Genomic DNA, 16,293 nt, shown 5'->3' with positions numbered 1-16,293 from the left:
CAGACTACGGGACCGGTCTCCACACGAGATCGGCGCGGGAACGCGTGCGCTGAACGGCTTCCGCATTGGGCAGATCGACGGTCCGCACCCATTCGCGTGCGCCGTCCTCGTCCCGTCCGTGGTGGCGGTGCCGGCGCACGAGACGTCGCGTGAGCGTGCGGCGGGGTGCGTCGATGTAGATGACGAGGTCGAGCAGCGGACGGATGTGTTCCCATCCCCCGGTCTCGAACATCAGGTAGTTGCCCTCGGTGACGATCACCCGGGCATCGGCCGGCACAGCGTGCACCGCCGCGATCGGTTCGTCGAGCGGCCGGGAGAAGTCCGGGGCGTAGATCGTCTCGTCGCGGCACTGCCGCACCCGGCTCAGCATGTCGCGGAAGCCGGCCACGTCGAAGGTGTCGGGCGCCCCCTTCCGGTCCCGCGCGCCGAAGGTGTCGAGCTGCCGGTTGGACAGGTGGTAGCCGTCCATCGGCACCTGTCCGGTGGAGACCCCCGCGCATCGGAGGGCGTAGACGAGCAGCGCCGCGGCGCGACTCTTCCCGGCACCCGGCGGCCCGCACAGACCGACGACCGTGCGCCGATCCGCGGGAAGCCCGACGAGGACGTGTGTGACGAGTTCGTCCACGAGCACGCGCAGCGGCGCCTCCCGCACGCTCCCGTCACCTTCCATGAGCCCGACGATACGACCGCCCGCGACCGTCGGAGTCGCCGTGAGCTCTCGACACGCCCACCCGACTGATCTATCGTTATTTCGAAAGTTCGGAATTTCGAACTGTCACCCCGACACGGACGGATACCGCCATGCCGAACAGGATCGGAACCACCCTCGCCGCGACGAGCGTCGTGATCGCTCTGGCCGGATGCGGGCAGAGCACTCCACCGGAGTCCGACATCCCTGCACCGGCCGGGGCGGACGCGTCCGCCCCGGCCGGTGAATGCATGCCCACCCCCGCCGCGGACGTGAGCACCGCCGAAGGCTGGATCGGCTACCTCGCCGAGAACCCCGACACGGTCGCCATCGCGGTCGACGACGGCAACGGCGGGACCTTCCAACAACGACCCGACGAGCGGCAACCGCTCGCGTCGGCTGTGAAGGTCGTGCATCTCGCCGCCTATGCCCGCGCCGTCGCAGCCGGTGAACTCTCCCCCGACGAGCGCGTACCGCTCGCCGACTGGGAACGCTGGCATCTCCCGGACACCGACGGCGGCGCACACCCCCGGGCTCTCGAACGGCTCGGTGTGAACGACCCGGAGGACACCGTCACTCTCGACGAGATGGTGTCGGCGATGATCCAGGAGAGCGACAACGCGGTCCCCGACTACCTGCGCGACCGCCTCGGCGACGACGCGCTGCGCGAGGCCGCCGCCCAGGGCGGCTGGGACGACTTCACGCCGCCGACGATGCTCGGCAACACACTCGCGCTGCTCGACCCGACACTCGACGATTCGTCGGCGGTCTGGGACGCCGCGCGCCGCTACGCCTCCGACCCCGCCTACCGCGCCGAAGCGGTGCAGCACCCGGCGCCGGAGGATTTGTTCGCCCGGGTCGACCGCGTCCAGCGTTTCGACAACACCGGATCGGCCGCCGAGCTCACCGCCCTGCATCGCGCGATCGCCGACGGTTCGTTCGGTGCCGGCGGCGACCTCGCGCGTACCCACCTCGAATGGCAACCGTCCACGGTTCCGGGATTCGAGGGAGTCGGATTCAAGGGCGGTAGCCTGCCCGGCATCCTCACCGACGCAGTCACCTTCCGCCGCGATGACGACACGATCGCGACCACGGTGATGCTCGCGTCCGGCATGTCGGACAGCGACTACGCGGAAGCCCTCGAATCGTTCGCCCATCAGGAGATGCTCGCCGCGGCAGCGAACGATCCCGATTTTCTCGAGCGGATACGCTGCGCGATGTGAGCGACGGCGACGTGAACGACGAGTACGAGGCCCGGCTCGCGGATCTCGAACGCCGTGTGCGGATCCTCGAGGGCGACGCGACCCGCCGGGGCGCCGGGGACGGTCCCGGTGGCACCGGTCCCGTGGCGGACGTGGCAGGAAGCACGGGGTCCGTGACCTACGGGGGCTTCGTCTCCCTGCACGGCAACGTCCGCTGGAACATCGAGTACGACGCGGGCGCATCCCTCGCACTCGATCCCGTTCCCGTCGCCGCCGTCCTCGACGCCTTGGGCAACCCCGCGAGGCTGGCGATCGTGCGGACTCTGCTGCGCGGGCCCGCCACCGCCACCGAACTCCAGGAGGCCACCGACCTCACGTCGACCGGCCGGCTCTACCACCATCTCCGGGCTCTGTCGGCTGCGCGGGTGGTCGAGCAGGGAAGCCGAAACCGCTACCGGATCGCGCCGGAGAAGGTCGTGCCGCTGCTGGTCCTCACCGTCGCGGCGGCCGATGTCGGGGAACAGCTCCGGTGAACCCGGTGTCCCTTATCCTCCCGGTATGACTTCCGTGTTCAGCAAGATCATCGCCGGTGAACTGCCGGGCCGTTTCGTCTGGCAGGACGACGACGTCGTCTCCTTCCTGACCATCAACCCTTTCACCGAGGGGCACGTGCTGGTCGTGCCACGGCAGGAGGTCGATCACTGGCAGAGCGTGGACGACGACCTGTGGGCGAAGGTGAACGACGTCGCCCGCATCCTCGGTCGCGCCGTCACCGCCGCCTTCGACGCCCCGCGCGCCGGCCTGATGATCGCCGGCCTGGAGGTCCCCCACCTGCACCTGCACGTCTTCCCCGCCTACTCCCTCGGCGACTTCGATTTCGCGACGGCAGAGAAGGATCCGTCGCCCGAATCGCTCGACCGCGCGCATCGCAAGATCAAGGACGCCCTGCGCGAACAGGGTCACGGCGAGCACGTCCCCGACTGATCCGCTCGACGGGATATCGGCGGAACAATTCCGACCGGTATCCCGTTGTGTTCCTCGTGTCTTCTACTCCACCGAGTTCCCCAGCCCCGGCCGGTACGGCCGAGCCGCAGGCCGCTGCCGCACCGCGCGCCGGTCTTCTGATCGCCGTTCTCGTCGGGGCCGCATTCGTCGTCATCCTCAACGAGACGATCATGAGCGTCGCGCTGCCGAAGCTGATGGTCGAGTTCGACGTCGGCGCAGCCACCGCCCAATGGCTCACCACGGCGTTCATGCTGACCATGGCCGTCGTCATCCCGATCACGGGTTACCTGCTCACCCGGCTGTCGCTGCGCACGGTCTTCGCGATCGCGATGGGCAGCTTCCTGCTCGGCACCCTGATCGCCGCGAGCGCCCCGATCTTCCCGGTCCTCGTGCTGGGTCGTGTCGTCCAGGCCGTGGGCACCGCGGTGATGTTGCCGCTGCTGTTCACGACGGTGCTCAACCTGGTTCCCGCCGATCGTCGCGGTCGCACGATGGGCGTGATCTCGATCGTCATCGCGGTCGCTCCCGCGGTCGGCCCGACCATCGGTGGCGTCGTGCTCGACCAGCTGAGCTGGCGGTGGATGTTCTGGCTGGTGCTGCCGATCGCGGTCGTCGCGACGGCGCTCGGCCTGAGCTGGATCCGCAGCGTCACCGAACCGGTCGCGGTTCCGCTCGACGCCCCGTCGGTGGTGTTGTCGGCCCTCGGGTTCAGCGGTCTCGTCTTCGGTCTGAGCAGTCTCGGTGAGGCCGCCGAGGGCGATCCGCTCATGCCGCCGTGGCTGCCGCTGGTCGTCGGCATCGCGTCGCTGACGGTCTTCGTCCTGCGTCAGATCCGCCTCGGCGACGGCGCCCTGCTGGACATGCGCGCGTTCCGTACCCCGGCGTTCTCGCTCGCGGTTGCACTCGTCTCGGTAAGCATGATGTCGCTGTTCGGCACCCTCATCCTGCTGCCGATCTACCTGCAGAACGTGCTGGGTCAGTCGACGCTGACCACCGGCCTGATGCTGCTGCCCGGTGGTCTGGTCATGGGTCTGCTCGGCTACATCGTCGGACGCCTGTTCGACCGGTTCGGTCCGCGGCCGCTCGTCGCACCGGGCGCGATCATCGCCTGCGTCGCGATGTGGGGCATGACGACCTTCGACGCGACCACCACGATCGGCACGGTCATCGCCTGGCACGTGCTGCTCAACATCGGCCTCGCGTTGATGTTCTCGCCGCTGCTGACCTCGGCACTCGGAGCGCTGCCGCGGCGGTTGTACTCCCACGGCAGCGCCATCGTCAGCACCATGCAGCAGGTCGCCGGTGCGGCCGGTACGGCGTTGTTCATCACGGTGCTGACCCGCACGACCGTCGCGGGCGCCGAGAGCGCGGGCGATCCCGCCGGTGCGCTCGCGGACGGTGTCCACGGCGCGTTCACGGGGGGCGCGGCGATCGCGGTGATCGCAGTCGTCGGCTCCCTGTTCGTCCGACGGGCCCCGGAGCCCGAGGCGGATGCGGTGGAGGTGTCGGCCCCCGAGACCGCCGGAACGCACTAGCCGGCAGTACACACCGCCCGGCACTCACGCGCCGGTCGTCACGACTTCCCTGTTCGACGGGAAGCGTGGCGGCCGGCGCGTTGCTGTCCGCACACGGTTCGTGGAGGAAGGCGTCCAGTTCGACCCACGAGGTGTCGCGTGCGGCGCTGCCGGACGGATGCTGGATCTCGCGTTCGATCACGGTGAGGCGGTAGGCCGTGCGGACGATGGGTGCGGGCACCCCGCCGAAGACGGCGTCGAGCAGGCCGAGTGCGGGCTCGGCGACGAACAACGACCACGCGTTCTGCGCGGCCTTCCCGACCACGTCCGTGATCCCCATGTATGAGCTCGGAGAACCTGTCCGACGGCAGTGCTATCAAGTGATGCATGACGTGTTCACAGTGCAACCACGATCTCGACCACTGCCACGGCACTCTCGTGCTCCACGCCGATACTCGGGTCGACTGCACCGAACCCGACTGCGTCGACTTCGAGATCGTGCGGCACACCCTCGTTCTCGACTGCATCGAACTGGACGGCGGATGTTCGTGCACGGTGATTGCGCAGGAATCGCAGCTACTGCGCGTGTCCTGAGCAATTTGCCAATACTCCCCCGGAATTCCTAACCTCGACGGAGGTGGCCGCCGGTCGGCCTCCCGGACGAGCGCACCGTACCCGGCCAGCGACAAGACGGTGCAGGAGCGTTGTCCGTCATGGCCTGGATCGTTCTCGTCCTCTCCGGTGTGCTCGAAGCCGTGTGGGCTACAGCCCTCGGCAGATCTGCCGGTTTCAGCCGGTTCACCCCGACACTGGTGTTCGTCGTCGCCCTCGTCCTGAGCATGGCCGGGCTCGCGTATGCCCTGCGCACCCTGCCGGTCGGGACGTCCTACGCGATCTGGGTGGGTATCGGCGCCGCTCTCACGGTCGGATATGCGATGGTCACCGGCACCGAGACCGCCTCGCTGCTGAAGCTCGCACTGATCGCGGGCATCGTGCTGTGCGTGGTCGGTCTCAAACTCGTGCACTGACGTTCTCAGGCCTCACGTTCTCGGACTGACGTTCTCGAGCACTGACCGTTACAGTCGGTTCCATGAACCTCGGGTCCGTACTCGTGATGCCGGTGCGTGTGGGTCTGACCGCCGCAGAGGTCGCCCTGAGCGTCGCCGAGACGGTCGTCGGCACCGTGCGGGTCGCGGTGTCGCCCACCACCTACTCCGCGCTCGGCGCGGTCGGCCTGCCCGACACCCGCAGTTCGGTGGGTCTGCTGCAGCAGATCTCGAAGCTCACGTCGGAGGACCGTGGACTCGGTCACGCGTTGCGTCCCGGCGGTCCCCTCGACCGGCTGCTCGCGCCGGGCGGTCCCGTGGATCGGCTCACCGAGCCGGGTGGCCTGCTCGATCGGTTGCTCGAACCGGGCGGACCCGTCGACCGGCTCACCGCACCGGGTGGTCCCCTCGACCGGATCCTCGCCGACGACGGTGCCCTCGACCGCCTCGTGTCGGAAGGGGGTCTGCTCGATCGCCTCACCGCGCACGACGGCCCGCTCGAACGGCTGCTCGCCCAGGACGGCGCGGTGGAACGGCTCACCGCGCCGGGCGGCATCGTCGATGTGGCGATCCGGCCCGGTGGGGTCGTCGAGCGGGCCCTCGCCCAGGGCGGCGTCCTCGACGTCCTGCTCTCCGAACGGGGCGCCCTCGAACGACTGCTCGCCGAGGGCGGTCCGCTCGATCAGATCGTCTCGCTCTCGGAGACCCTCGCGCATCTCACGCCCGGCATCTCGCAGATGAACGCGAGCATCGACATGTTGCAGGAAACGGTCGAGCTGCTGCGCGGGGCCGTCGGTCCGCTCGGCGACCTCGCCGGCCGGCTTCCCGGGCGCTGGTTGCGCAGCGGCAAGGGCGAGCTGCTTCCGCCGCCCTGACGTGGTTCCTCGCCGTGTCAGCGATCGGAGCGGCGGGATGCGACCAGCCGGGCAGCGTCGGCCGATGCCCGGCGCGCTGCCGCGAACAGGTCCTCCCCCGTGCCGAGCAACGCGGCGAGCGTGCCGGCGAAATGATCGCCCGCCCCCGTCGTGTCGACGACGTCGACCTGCGGGACCCGCAGATGTTCGATCGCGTCCTCGGTTCCGACCACGACGTCCTCCCCACCACGGGTGATCACCACGGTGCGCACCTGTTCGAGCAGGCGGGTCACGATCGCGTCGAAGGGGGTCCCTGCGGGAAGACCCGCGTAGTGCAGGGCTTCCTGCTCGTTGAGTACGAGCGGATCGGCGCCGGCGAGGACGTATTCGTCCAGGTCGATCACCGGGCTCGGATTGAGCACGAACCGGCGGTCGTGATCGCGCGCCCACTGGGCGGCGGCCCAGGTCACTGCGGGGAGCAGCTCGAGTTGGGTGAGCACCACCGCGGGATCGAGGGCATCGAGTGCTGCGGTCACGTCCTCGGCCTCGAGCAACGAATTGGCCTCGGGTACGACGACGATCCGGTTCTGCCCGTCGTCGGAGACGAGGATGACGGCCCGGCCGGTCGGGCCCGGTGTGGTGCGCAGATGGGAGGTGTCGACCCCTGCCCTCTGTTGCACGCCGCGCAGTACGTCAGCGGCATGATCGCTGCCCACCGCGCCGACGATGGCGGTGGGAGCCAGGCGGGCAGCACCGATGGCCTGGTTCGCGCCCTTGCCTCCCGGATAGGTGCGCAGATGCCGGCCGAGTACCGTCTCACCTTCTTCGGGAGCACGTGCCACGACGACCGTCAAGTCGAGGTTCAGCGATCCCACGACCGCCACCACGCATCGACTCGACTCGGTCACGGGTCGAGCCTACGATCGATCGACCCGCGGGGCGGGCCTACGATCGATCGACCCGAAGGGCGGGCCTACGATCACTGCGCCTGCGGGTCCGGTTCCAGTTCGGGGCAGACGATGTGGACGACCTCGTCCGCCCAGGACTCCCCCACCTCGCCGTGACGCAGGTAGGCGCCGAGATACGCGCCGACGAGCATCGAGACGGCGGTGTCGACGTCGATGTCCTTGCGGATCGCGCCCGACTCGATCGCGGTGCGGAGCACGTCGGCGACGACCTCGCTCCGGGCATTGATGATCTCCCGGATCGACTCGGTGAACTCGGGTTCCTGGTCGGTGAGCAGTGCGCCGACACTGCCCATGCCCACTTCGTTCGACAGTCCGCGACGGATCAGCTCGAGGGTCCATTTGACGCGGTCGTAGACGCACAGCCCGTCGGGCACGCACGGTGAGGCGACCTGGGAGTGCAATGCCGCGTCGAGGATCTCCTCACGGTTCGCGTAGCGCCGGTAGATCGTCGTCTTCGCGACGCCCGACAGCGCCGCGACCGCCTCGACGGTGACGCGGTTGGGCCCGTGAAGCCGCAGGATCTCGAGCGCGGCCTTCACGATGCGTGCGTCGGTCCCGGCACGCTCCTTGACGGGGCGCCGCGACGTCAGGGCCACGGATTCCGTCTCGACCTCGCCCACCATGTCTACATCCTCCTCGCGCGGGCATACACCCGCAGGATTCCCGAGTCTCCCCGACAAGGCGACCCCGAATCAAACACTACGAAACGATACGCTACGATGAGCGTATCGTTCCAATCGTCGACGAAGGGGAACGCATGACAGATATCTACGCACCGACACCCGGGCACTACACCGAATCCGAAACCGTCCTCGAGAGCTACCGCACCTACGACGCCGTCGAGAGGGCCATCGACCACCTGTCCGACGAAGGCTTTCCCGTCGAGTACCTGCGGGTCGTGGGCCAGGGAGTCACCACCGTCGAACACATCGAAGGCCGCATGACCAACGGCAAGGCCGCCCTTCGCGGCGCCGCCGCAGGCGTCTGGACGGGCCTGCTCTTCGGTCTGCTCCTGGCACTGCTCCTGCCTGCCACCGGCATGGCCACCGTGATCCTCACCGCTGTCGTCTTCGGCGCGGTGTGGGGCGGATCACTCGGCTTCTTCACCCACTGGAGCACCGGGGGACGCCGCGACTTCGTCTCGAGAAAGAGCATCGAGGCCTCGCGCTACGACCTCATGGTCGATTCCGAGTTCGTCGATCAGGCGCGCGAGAAGCTCGCACTGCGCTGACCGGCCATTGTTTCTCCGATTCGAGAACCTCTTCGCCCACGCCGACCGGCGTGGGCGAAGTCGCTTCCGATGGAAAGAACAACACGAAAGGGATATTCCACCCGAATCGCCACATTCGTCCGATGCGGATAATCCGTGTTTGCCCGGTCGATTCTTTCCACTGATGGCATGATTCGAGTTATGGCCGGATCGTCGAATACTCCCCCGAAGCTTGCTGTGGGCTCGAAGGTCGTCGTACGCGCGGGTGTCGCGGGCACCAAGGCCTGTCCCGGCACGATCGTCGAAGACTTCGGTCCAGCACAGGAAGCCGTGGGCGACAAGCTGGGTCGCGACTGGGCGCGCGTGCGCCGCTGGGCTGTGGCACTCGACGACGGACGGCTGATATTCGTCGATATGGACGCATTCGAATCCTCGAAGTCCTGATATCCGATCCATTTCGTCACTTCCGCATTCACACGCCCCTGCAGTGACATGCGGAGGGTGAACAACCGGGTGAACTGCGGCGGATCCGTTGACGCTCCGTGCGCCCGAACCGTTCTCCGGATATGACCTGGATCGATTGGCCGCTGCTCGGATGTCTCACGGCATCCCCGGTGGTCGCCCTCGTATTCGGGCGCGTCGCCGCGGCGCACGACCTCCACGAGGCGCCGCACACGATTGCGCCGGTGATCGACCTGTCCGAGCGCCGAGCACTCCGCCTCGGTGAACACCACCGGCCGGAGCAGGACGGCAACGGCCCGGCAACCCTCCCGGAGCCCCGTCTTCCGATGTAAATTGTCCTTCTCGCCTTCGACGGGACAGGGATCCGGTCCGGGCGAACACCCGCCCGTGCATGTGTGCCTCCCGGATCGAGGGACGATGACCGCAGACCGCTTGACCCCGGTCCCGCCCCGCAACGGCGCCGGAAACACGGCACTGACCGCAGGGATCGTCGCGCTCGTCTTCGCCTTCGTACCCGTCATCGGCGACTTCGTCGCGATCCCCGCAGGTCTGGTCGCAGTGGTGTGCGGATGGATCGGTCTCGAACGGGTCGACAGGGGCACGGCGACGCATCGCCGCGAAGCTCTGATCGGTGCGTGCCTCGGCGTCGCGGCACTGTTCGCCGTGTTCGTGGTCTTCGCAGCGGTTCACAGCAGCACCGGATGAAACAGGCCCGCGCGGTACGCGACGGGCCCTACTGGAGCCCCCTGTCAGGATTGAACTGACGACCGCTCGCTTACAAGGCGAGTGCTCTACCACTGAGCTAAGGAGGCACAGAACTCGACGGTCGCGGACGACGCGTGAGCGACGCCATCATATAGCGCGTCACACTCTCGGCGCGCACCCACCCGCCTTCGTTACGGTGGATTGCATGCCCACCCTCCCCGTTTCCCCCAGCCGTACCGGAGGCCGCGGACGGTGAGCCGCTTCGACGACTTCCTCGATCGGGTTCTCGGTACCCGCCGCGCGACCATCGACGCGGTCACCGAGGCGCCGGCGCCACTGCAGCCGATCGATCTGACCGATGATGCAGTGGTCGCCGAGGCGCTCGACGTCGCCGTGCGTGTCGGTGAGGTCCTGCTCGCGTCGGGCACCGGCGCGATCGACACCGCCGAACAGGTGCGGTTCGTCGCTGCCACCTACGGTCTGGCGCAGTGCGACGTCGACGTCACCTACAACTCGATCGTGCTGTCGGCCTACCGCGGACCGACCATGCCGCCGTCGAGCACGATGCGGGTGGTGCACTACCGCTCGATGGACTTCACGCGGCTCGCGGCCGTCGACCGTCTGACCCGCCGCGTCCGCCGCGACGCGATCTCCCCGGCGCAGGCGCACGAAGAACTGCTCGCCATCACCACCAAGGCGCATCCGTACAACCGTTGGGTGGCGACGATCGCGTGGTCGGCGATGGCCGCCTCGATCTCCGTGCTCCTCGGCGGCGACGCGCTGGTTGCGCTCGTCGCCTTCGGTTCGACGTTCGTGATCGACCGCGTCAACCGCAAACTCAACGCGGCCGGGTTGCCGTTCTTCTTCCAGCATCTGGTGGGCGGCATCGTCGCGACAGCCCCGGCGATCACGCTGTACGGGATACGGGAGACGATCGGGATCGAAGTGTCACCGGGACTCATCATCGCGGCCGGCGTGACGGTGCTGCTGTCCGGTCTGTCGCTCGTGGGTTCGGTGCAGGACGCCATCACCGGGGCCCCCATCACGGCGTCGGCGCGTTTCTTCGAAGTGCTGATGATGACGGGCGGCATCGTCGCGGGTGTCGCGACGACCCTGCGGGTCGCGTCGGTGTTCGGCGCCGAACTCCCTCTCATCAGTTACGAGGCACTTCCCGACCTCACACAGCTGCCGACGAAGATCCTCGCCGGTGCCGCGGCGGCGTTGTTCTACGCCGTCGCCTGCTACGCCGAACGTCGCGCTCTCACGGTCGCCGCGCTCGCCGGCGCCACCGGCAGCCTCGGCTACCAGCTCGCGCTCGGGTTGTCGCTCGGTCCGATCATCTCGTCGGCGCTGGCCGCGACCGTCATCGGTTTCGCCGGTGGTCTGATGGCCCGCCGCGCGCTCACGCCACCGCTGGTCGTCGCGGTCGCCGGCATCACGCCGCTGCTGCCCGGTCTCGCCCTCTATCGCGGCCTGTACGCGATGCTCCGCAATCAGATGGCCACCGGCATGACGGCACTGTTCTCGGCGTTCGGTATCGGGTGCGCGCTCGCCGCGGGTGTCACGCTCGGTGAATGGCTCGCCCGCCGCACGCGCAACCCGCGCGGTGTCCTCCGCGTCGGCGCGCTGCGTCGCCCGCAGCTGCGGCGGATCCCCCGGATCCGGCTCGACAAGAACCGCCCGGTGTGGCGTCCGGCGCCCGGCCCCGCCACGGGCCCCATCCCGGTGGGATCGCTGCACACCGGCCCGATACCCACAGCTCCCGGGACGGGCCCCATCGCGACGGGTCCGATCGCCACCGGCCCGATACCGACGGGCCCGATCGCGTCGGGTCCCCTGGCCACGGGCCCGATACCTCTCGACCCACACGGGTCGTCGTCGGGCCGGGAGGCAGGATCGTCCGTACAAACGACGAGAGCCACGCTGCGCTTTCGGCGCGGGCGTGACTCTCGGCGGATCTGACGGAAGCGTTCAGCTGCCCTGGCGGGCCTTCTCGTCGGCTTCCATTGCGTCGCGAAGGCTCTTCGGACGCATATCGGTCCAATTCTGCTCGACGTACTCGACGCAAGCGGCGCGCGACTCTTCGCCGAATACCACCCGCCACCCCTGCGGAACCTCGGCGAAGGTCGGCCACAGCGAGTACTGCTCCTCATCATTGATGAGGACGTAGAAGCGGCCGTCTTCGTCGTCAAATGGATTCGTGCTCATCTCGCCTCACTTGTTGCGTAGGTGTGATGGTCCGATATCCTACCAAGCTCGTCGATTCCTCCCCCGGCTCCGGGCAGACGGAGCTCTCGGCGTTCGACGATCGAGGTCAGGATCTCACCCGCGCGGATCGCTGCGTTGGACAGCAACGACGCGGTCAGACCGTGTGTCTTCTCGGTTCCGCCCTGCAGGTAGACGTCGGCCGTGACGTTCTCGGGCAGCGGCAGACGGTAGTCGCGGGCGACGGACAGAACGGGTGCCTCGGGCGCGAGATCACCCAGCAGCGGCGCGAGAGGCGTGGGCTCGAAGCCGGTCGCGAGGACCACCGCATCGCACTCGAGGGTCTCGGTGTCGCCTTCGAGATTGTCGCGGATCTCGACGGTGACTCCCGCCTCGCTCTCGATCGCCGACACGACCTCCGAGGCACGACGCATGAACAAGCGGCGACGACCGCTCACCCGTTCGCGGTATTCGGTCGCGTAGAGCGCCTCGATGAGTTCGGGCGAGACGACCGAGTAGTTGGTGCTGCGGTGCAGGGCGAGCAGACGCTCACGCTCGGACAGCGGGGCCGCGTGCAGTTCGTCGACGACCTGCGGGTCGAAGATGCGGTTCGCGTACGGGCTGTCGTCGGCCGGGCTGTACCCGAAGCGGTTGAAGACGTTGTGGACCTCGGCCTGCGGGTAGTGCGTGTGCAGGTACTGCACGACCTCGGCCGCGCTCTGCCCGGCACCGACCACCACGAAGCGCTGGTGCTGCGGCTCCGGCATGTCCTCGATGTGGAAGAGGAAGTGGTGGTTGTGGAAGCAGCGGGCGGACTCGGTCGCCCACTTCGGGAGCCGGGCACGCAGTCCGACTCCGACCACGACGCTGTGCGCGTACACGACGGCGCCGTCGGCGGTCCGCACGGCGAACAGATCGGCGACCCCGTTGTGGTTGCGGACGGTCTCGACCGAGACGACCTCGGTTCCGTAGCGGACGTCGGCGTCGACGCGCGTGGCCGCCCACTGCAGATAGTCCTGGAACTCGTGACGTGTGGGGAAGAACGTCTGGTGGTTGACGAAGTCCACGAGACGGCCACGGTCGTGCAGGTAGGAGAAGAAGCTGTACGAGCTCGCGGGGTTGCGGAAGGTGACCAGATCTTTGGGGAACGCGATCTGCATCGTGGCGCCCTCGAGCAGCATGCCCGGGTGCCAGGCGAAGGCCGACCGACGTTCGAAGAAACGTGCCCGGATCGCCGAGGAGCGGTTGTCGGTGTTGTGCTCCTCGACGGCGATCGCGAGCGCCAGGTTCGAGGGGCCGAAACCGATACCGACGAGGTCGAAGACGTCTCCTTGCGAGTTGCCCTCCGACCTCCCCGCGTCATCGGCGACAAGGCTGGAACGGTCGGTCATCACTCAACTTCCGTACTAGGGGGTCCGGAGGGGCCCGTGATCGGTTCGTACGAGACTCGAAGGTAGCTCAGGCTAACCTTTGTTCGGTGAGCGTACCAGTGCCCGACGGTCCGCGGGACGTCCCGATCTCCCGGATCACAGGGACCTTCGTCGCATTTCGACGACGGCGGGCGCGGTGGATCGTCGCCGATCCCACCGCGCCCGCCTGCCGATTTCCCGTGTGAAGGGACTCCTCTAGGAAGCCAGGAAGTCCACCAGGATCTTGTTGACCGCCTCGGGCCGCTCGAGATAGCCGTAGTGCCCCGCGTCCGGGATCTCCTCGTAGCGCGCACCCGGAATGGCGTCCGCCACCTCGCGCGACAGATAGGCCGGGATCATCCGGTCGTCGGCGAATCCGACGGCCAGGCACGGCACGGTGATGCCGCGGTAGGCCGCGCGCCGATCGAACTCCCGGTCCATGCCGAGCTGCGCGCGCACGCCCGCCGACACCTTTCCGCCGCTGAACTCGAAGACGTCCAGCCAGTCGCGGGCGGTGTGCTCGTCGGCCAGCGAGGCCGGCGACAGATTCATCACGGCCGTGACGGCGGCCTGGTACTTCGGCGGCAGTTCGACGCCGCTGTCGTAGAGCTGCCGCTCGCCCTCGGTGAGCGTCAGCTGGAACTGGTCCATGCGGGCGTGACCGGCCAGGAAAACGGCCTTGCGGACGAGTTCGGGACGGGCGAGCGTCAGCTCCTGCGCGACACGCGCACCCATCGACGTGCCGATCACGTAGGCGGGGCCGCCGAGCAGTTCGATCAGGCCGGCGGTGTCCTTCACCAGGTCGTCGATGGTCATGCCGCCGAGGCTCTCGCCCGACGGTGCGATGCCGCGGTTGTCGAAGGTGGCGACCCGGTAGCCGGCCTTGACGAGCGCGGGCACCTGGTGCAGATCCCACACGCGCCCCGGACTACCCGTTCCCATGATGAGGACGACGAGATCGCCCGTTCCCTTGACCTGGTAGTTCAGCGGGATGCCGTTCACGGTGGCAATGGGCATGAATACCTTCCTCGACGAAAGCGCGGTTGTGCGCCGCGGGTCGGCGCTGTGACGTCGTGCGCCGGAAACACACACGGTGTACCTACTGCACGACCGTCCTACGGTACCGCGACGTAGACGTGCAGGACCGTGCCAGGACCGCCCTCGGAAGGCGGGTGGCGGCGAGCTGTCCGATTCTCCTAGAGTCGAAGGACGATGCGTGCTCGCACAGAGCAGCGACCCCGGGAGGACATCATGGCCGCGGACCCGACCACCGCGAACGACATCGCCGACGAGGATCTCGAACCCGTCGCCGACGAAACCGCACGACAGGCGCAGCGAGTCGTCGCTGCCTACGCAGAGAACGCGGACGAGTGCCGCATGCTGCTGTCGATGCTCGGCATCGGTCCCAGCGACAAGCACTGACGAGCTCGACACCCATCCCGGTGCCGATGTCGGCACCCACACTGCCGGGCCGGCGACGGCACCGGCCCCGAAAGAGGACCACAACGTGACAGCAGGCGAAGCGGACGCAGCGGGGAACCACGACTCGCACGCCGGGTCGGACTTCGTGGTCGTCGCCAATCGCCTGCCGGTCGACCTCGAACGGCTTCGCGACGGCACCACCCGCTGGAAGCGCAGTCCGGGCGGGCTCGTCACCGCACTCGAGCCGATCCTGCGTTCGAACAACGGCGCCTGGGTCGGCTGGGCCGGCGTGGCCGATGCCGAGTCAGGCGTCATCGTCGAGGACGGGCTGACCCTGCACTCGGTGCGGTTGAGCACCGAGGACATCGCCGAATACTACGAGGGGTTCTCCAACGCCACGCTGTGGCCGCTCTACCACGACGTGATCGTGCGTCCGGAGTACCGGCGCGAATGGTGGAACTCCTACGTCGAGATCAACCGCCGCTTCGCCGAGGAGACCGCGAAGGCCGCCTCGGAGGGCGCGACCGTCTGGATCCAGGACTACCAGCTGCAGCTGGTGCCGAAGATGCTGCGGATGCTCCGTCCCGATCTGACGATCGGCTTCTTCCTGCACATCCCGTTCCCGCCGATCGAGCTGTTCATGCAGCTGCCGTGGCGCACCGAGATCGTGGAGGGTCTCCTCGGCGCCGACCTCATCGGCTTCCATCTTCCCGGGGGTGCCCAGAACTTCCTGTATCTCGCCCGACGTCTGGCAGGTGCCCAGACCTCACGCGGCAACATCGGCATCCGGTCCAAGCTCGGCGTGGTCCAGGTCGGCTTCCGCTCGGTGCGCGTCGGCGCTTTCCCCATCTCCATCGAATCGGGCCGGCTCGACCAGCAGTCGCGGAGCAAGGCCATCCGCGATCGAGCCAAGGCGTTGCGCAAGGAACTCGGCAACCCGAAGACGATTCTGCTCGGCGTCGATCGCCTCGACTACACCAAGGGCATCGACGTGCGGCTCGATGCGGTGCACGAACTTCTCGCCGAGGGTCGCATGGACCCGAAGGACACCGTGATGGTGCAGCTCGCGACCCCGAGCCGGGAGCGCGTCGATTCCTACGTCCACATGCGCGGCGAGATCGAGCGGACGGTCAGTCGCATCAACGGTGAGTACGCCGAGGTGGGGCGTCCGGTGGTGCACTACATCCACCGCCCGGTCCCCCGCGACGAGCTCATCGCGTTCTTCGTCGCGGCCGACGTCATGCTGGTAACCCCCTTGCGCGACGGCATGAACCTCGTCGCCAAGGAGTACATCGCGTGCCGCAGCGATCTCGGCGGCGCGTTGGTGCTCAGCGAGTTCACCGGTGCCGCAGCCGAACTGCGGCAGTCGTTCCAGTGCAATCCGCACGACCTCGAGGACGTCAAGGACAAGATCCAGGCCGCGATCGAGGTGCCGCGCGAGGACGGCCGCAAGAGGATGCGTGCGCTGCGCCGTCAGGTGCTCACGCACGATGTGGATCGCTGGGCCCGTTCGTTCCTCGACACCCTCGCCAACACCGGCGCCGCCGGACGCGCGCTGATCGCGCCGGGTGAGGCCGGCGAACCCGACCCCACCTGACGGCTC

At 68.1% G+C, this 16,293-nt stretch carries 20 protein-coding genes, 1 tRNA gene and 1 riboswitch; of the genes, 14 read left to right on the top strand and 7 right to left on the bottom strand.

Annotated features, from left to right (window positions below; all coding sequences use genetic code 11):
- Nucleotides 1-4: 4 nt before the first annotated feature.
- Nucleotides 5-670 carry a nucleoside/nucleotide kinase family protein gene (locus AC6CID_RS04900; protein WP_019290071.1) on the bottom strand — a complete coding sequence of 222 codons (666 nt, stop codon included), beginning with the start codon at nucleotides 668-670 and terminating at the stop codon, nucleotides 5-7.
- Between the two features lie 131 nt (nucleotides 671-801).
- On the opposite strand from AC6CID_RS04900, the gene AC6CID_RS04895 reads away from it, so the two are divergent.
- From AC6CID_RS04895 to AC6CID_RS04865, 7 genes are all read left to right on the top strand, one after another.
- Complete coding sequence (locus AC6CID_RS04895) at nucleotides 802-1,911, top strand: serine hydrolase (protein ID WP_498353645.1); 1,110 nt, start codon at nucleotides 802-804, stop codon at nucleotides 1,909-1,911.
- Nucleotides 1,908-2,423: an ArsR/SmtB family transcription factor gene (locus AC6CID_RS04890; protein ID WP_231412891.1), complete on the top strand. Its 516-nt coding sequence runs from the start codon at nucleotides 1,908-1,910 to the stop codon at nucleotides 2,421-2,423. Before AC6CID_RS04895 ends, AC6CID_RS04890 begins: the two co-directional genes overlap by 4 nt.
- A gap of 25 nt (nucleotides 2,424-2,448) precedes the next feature.
- Complete coding sequence (locus AC6CID_RS04885; protein ID WP_006551872.1) at nucleotides 2,449-2,874, top strand: HIT family protein; 426 nt, start codon at nucleotides 2,449-2,451, stop codon at nucleotides 2,872-2,874.
- A gap of 56 nt (nucleotides 2,875-2,930) precedes the next feature.
- Nucleotides 2,931-4,430 carry an MDR family MFS transporter gene (locus AC6CID_RS04880; protein ID WP_247848527.1) on the top strand — a complete coding sequence of 500 codons (1,500 nt, stop codon included), beginning with the start codon at nucleotides 2,931-2,933 and terminating at the stop codon, nucleotides 4,428-4,430.
- 366 nt (nucleotides 4,431-4,796) lie between these two features.
- On the top strand, nucleotides 4,797-5,003 hold the full coding sequence (locus tag AC6CID_RS04875) for a hypothetical protein (protein WP_006551874.1): 207 nt from the start codon (nucleotides 4,797-4,799) through the stop codon (nucleotides 5,001-5,003).
- Between the two features lie 40 nt (nucleotides 5,004-5,043).
- Nucleotides 5,044-5,109: riboswitch (guanidine-III (ykkC-III) riboswitch) on the top strand.
- A gap of 13 nt (nucleotides 5,110-5,122) precedes the next feature.
- A complete protein-coding gene (locus AC6CID_RS04870) occupies nucleotides 5,123-5,437 on the top strand; it encodes a DMT family transporter (protein WP_498353644.1) in 315 nt (104 codons plus the stop codon).
- 62 nt (nucleotides 5,438-5,499) lie between these two features.
- Entirely contained in the window at nucleotides 5,500-6,330 is an 831-nt protein-coding gene (locus tag AC6CID_RS04865) for a hypothetical protein (protein ID WP_019290078.1), read from the top strand.
- 17 nt (nucleotides 6,331-6,347) lie between these two features.
- On the opposite strand, the gene AC6CID_RS04860 is transcribed toward AC6CID_RS04865, so the two are convergent.
- Together AC6CID_RS04860 and AC6CID_RS04855 are read right to left on the bottom strand one after the other, a co-directional pair.
- Nucleotides 6,348-7,217: a ribokinase gene (locus AC6CID_RS04860; protein ID WP_080678535.1), complete on the bottom strand. Its 870-nt coding sequence runs from the start codon at nucleotides 7,215-7,217 to the stop codon at nucleotides 6,348-6,350.
- A 71-nt stretch (nucleotides 7,218-7,288) separates the two neighbouring features.
- On the bottom strand, nucleotides 7,289-7,900 hold the full coding sequence (locus AC6CID_RS04855) for a TetR/AcrR family transcriptional regulator (RefSeq protein ID WP_006551878.1): 612 nt from the start codon (nucleotides 7,898-7,900) through the stop codon (nucleotides 7,289-7,291).
- 134 nt (nucleotides 7,901-8,034) lie between these two features.
- Between AC6CID_RS04855 and AC6CID_RS04850 the strand changes: the two genes are divergently transcribed.
- From AC6CID_RS04850 to AC6CID_RS04835, 4 genes are all read left to right on the top strand, one after another.
- On the top strand, nucleotides 8,035-8,508 hold the full coding sequence (locus AC6CID_RS04850) for a YflT domain-containing protein (RefSeq protein ID WP_006551879.1): 474 nt from the start codon (nucleotides 8,035-8,037) through the stop codon (nucleotides 8,506-8,508).
- A gap of 180 nt (nucleotides 8,509-8,688) precedes the next feature.
- Complete coding sequence (locus AC6CID_RS04845) at nucleotides 8,689-8,931, top strand: hypothetical protein (protein WP_183079168.1); 243 nt, start codon at nucleotides 8,689-8,691, stop codon at nucleotides 8,929-8,931.
- 122 nt (nucleotides 8,932-9,053) lie between these two features.
- A complete protein-coding gene (locus AC6CID_RS04840; RefSeq protein ID WP_094979484.1) occupies nucleotides 9,054-9,281 on the top strand; it encodes a hypothetical protein in 228 nt (75 codons plus the stop codon).
- Between the two features lie 85 nt (nucleotides 9,282-9,366).
- Entirely contained in the window at nucleotides 9,367-9,654 is a 288-nt protein-coding gene (locus tag AC6CID_RS04835; protein ID WP_039585854.1) for a hypothetical protein, read from the top strand.
- 32 nt (nucleotides 9,655-9,686) lie between these two features.
- Here AC6CID_RS04835 and AC6CID_RS04830 read toward each other — a convergent pair.
- Nucleotides 9,687-9,761 (bottom strand) — tRNA-Thr (locus AC6CID_RS04830).
- Nucleotides 9,762-9,906: 145 nt separating this feature from the next.
- Here AC6CID_RS04830 and AC6CID_RS04825 point away from each other — a divergent pair.
- Entirely contained in the window at nucleotides 9,907-11,616 is a 1,710-nt protein-coding gene (locus AC6CID_RS04825) for a threonine/serine exporter family protein (RefSeq protein ID WP_072740527.1), read from the top strand.
- Between the two features lie 9 nt (nucleotides 11,617-11,625).
- On the opposite strand, the gene AC6CID_RS04820 is transcribed toward AC6CID_RS04825, so the two are convergent.
- From AC6CID_RS04820 to AC6CID_RS04810, 3 genes are all read right to left on the bottom strand, one after another.
- Nucleotides 11,626-11,862, bottom strand: coding sequence for an MbtH family protein (locus AC6CID_RS04820; protein WP_006551884.1), 237 nt, complete (start codon nucleotides 11,860-11,862; stop codon nucleotides 11,626-11,628).
- Complete coding sequence (locus AC6CID_RS04815; protein ID WP_006551885.1) at nucleotides 11,859-13,250, bottom strand: lysine N(6)-hydroxylase/L-ornithine N(5)-oxygenase family protein; 1,392 nt, start codon at nucleotides 13,248-13,250, stop codon at nucleotides 11,859-11,861. Before AC6CID_RS04815 ends, AC6CID_RS04820 begins: the two co-directional genes overlap by 4 nt.
- A 234-nt stretch (nucleotides 13,251-13,484) precedes the next feature.
- Entirely contained in the window at nucleotides 13,485-14,285 is an 801-nt protein-coding gene (locus AC6CID_RS04810) for an alpha/beta fold hydrolase (protein WP_016692418.1), read from the bottom strand.
- 195 nt (nucleotides 14,286-14,480) lie between these two features.
- On the opposite strand from AC6CID_RS04810, the gene AC6CID_RS04805 reads away from it, so the two are divergent.
- Together AC6CID_RS04805 and AC6CID_RS04800 are read left to right on the top strand one after the other, a co-directional pair.
- Nucleotides 14,481-14,690 (top strand): hypothetical protein, encoded by a 210-nt coding sequence (locus tag AC6CID_RS04805; protein ID WP_016692417.1) that lies wholly within the window; start codon nucleotides 14,481-14,483, stop codon nucleotides 14,688-14,690.
- A gap of 85 nt (nucleotides 14,691-14,775) precedes the next feature.
- Nucleotides 14,776-16,287: an alpha,alpha-trehalose-phosphate synthase (UDP-forming) gene (locus tag AC6CID_RS04800; protein WP_006551888.1), complete on the top strand. Its 1,512-nt coding sequence runs from the start codon at nucleotides 14,776-14,778 to the stop codon at nucleotides 16,285-16,287.
- The last annotated feature ends 6 nt before the right edge of the window (nucleotides 16,288-16,293 follow it).

This window comes from Rhodococcus sp. GQ147, from assembly GCF_059759155.1.
Note: the sequence above shows the minus strand (reverse complement) of the source record. Positions and strands in the feature narration are given on the sequence as shown.

Excerpts from the sequence above, each read along its gene's own strand:
- AC6CID_RS04895 (WP_498353645.1), top strand. The coding sequence starts at position 802 with ATGCCGAACAGGATCGGAACCACCCTCGCCGCGACGAGCGTCGTGATC.
- AC6CID_RS04855 (WP_006551878.1), bottom strand. The coding sequence starts at position 7,900 with ATGGTGGGCGAGGTCGAGACGGAATCCGTGGCCCTGACGTCGCGGCGC.
- AC6CID_RS04810 (WP_016692418.1), bottom strand. The coding sequence starts at position 14,285 with ATGCCCATTGCCACCGTGAACGGCATCCCGCTGAACTACCAGGTCAAG.
- AC6CID_RS04840 (WP_094979484.1), top strand. The coding sequence starts at position 9,054 with ATGACCTGGATCGATTGGCCGCTGCTCGGATGTCTCACGGCATCCCCG.
- AC6CID_RS04885 (WP_006551872.1), top strand. The coding sequence starts at position 2,449 with ATGACTTCCGTGTTCAGCAAGATCATCGCCGGTGAACTGCCGGGCCGT.
- AC6CID_RS04805 (WP_016692417.1), top strand. The coding sequence starts at position 14,481 with ATGCGTGCTCGCACAGAGCAGCGACCCCGGGAGGACATCATGGCCGCG.
- AC6CID_RS04900 (WP_019290071.1), bottom strand. The coding sequence starts at position 670 with ATGGAAGGTGACGGGAGCGTGCGGGAGGCGCCGCTGCGCGTGCTCGTG.
- AC6CID_RS04875 (WP_006551874.1), top strand. The coding sequence starts at position 4,797 with ATGACGTGTTCACAGTGCAACCACGATCTCGACCACTGCCACGGCACT.
- AC6CID_RS04815 (WP_006551885.1), bottom strand. The coding sequence starts at position 13,250 with ATGACCGACCGTTCCAGCCTTGTCGCCGATGACGCGGGGAGGTCGGAG.
- AC6CID_RS04870 (WP_498353644.1), top strand. The coding sequence starts at position 5,123 with ATGGCCTGGATCGTTCTCGTCCTCTCCGGTGTGCTCGAAGCCGTGTGG.
- AC6CID_RS04820 (WP_006551884.1), bottom strand. The coding sequence starts at position 11,862 with ATGAGCACGAATCCATTTGACGACGAAGACGGCCGCTTCTACGTCCTC.
- AC6CID_RS04865 (WP_019290078.1), top strand. The coding sequence starts at position 5,500 with ATGAACCTCGGGTCCGTACTCGTGATGCCGGTGCGTGTGGGTCTGACC.
- AC6CID_RS04850 (WP_006551879.1), top strand. The coding sequence starts at position 8,035 with ATGACAGATATCTACGCACCGACACCCGGGCACTACACCGAATCCGAA.
- AC6CID_RS04835 (WP_039585854.1), top strand. The coding sequence starts at position 9,367 with ATGACCGCAGACCGCTTGACCCCGGTCCCGCCCCGCAACGGCGCCGGA.
- AC6CID_RS04845 (WP_183079168.1), top strand. The coding sequence starts at position 8,689 with ATGGCCGGATCGTCGAATACTCCCCCGAAGCTTGCTGTGGGCTCGAAG.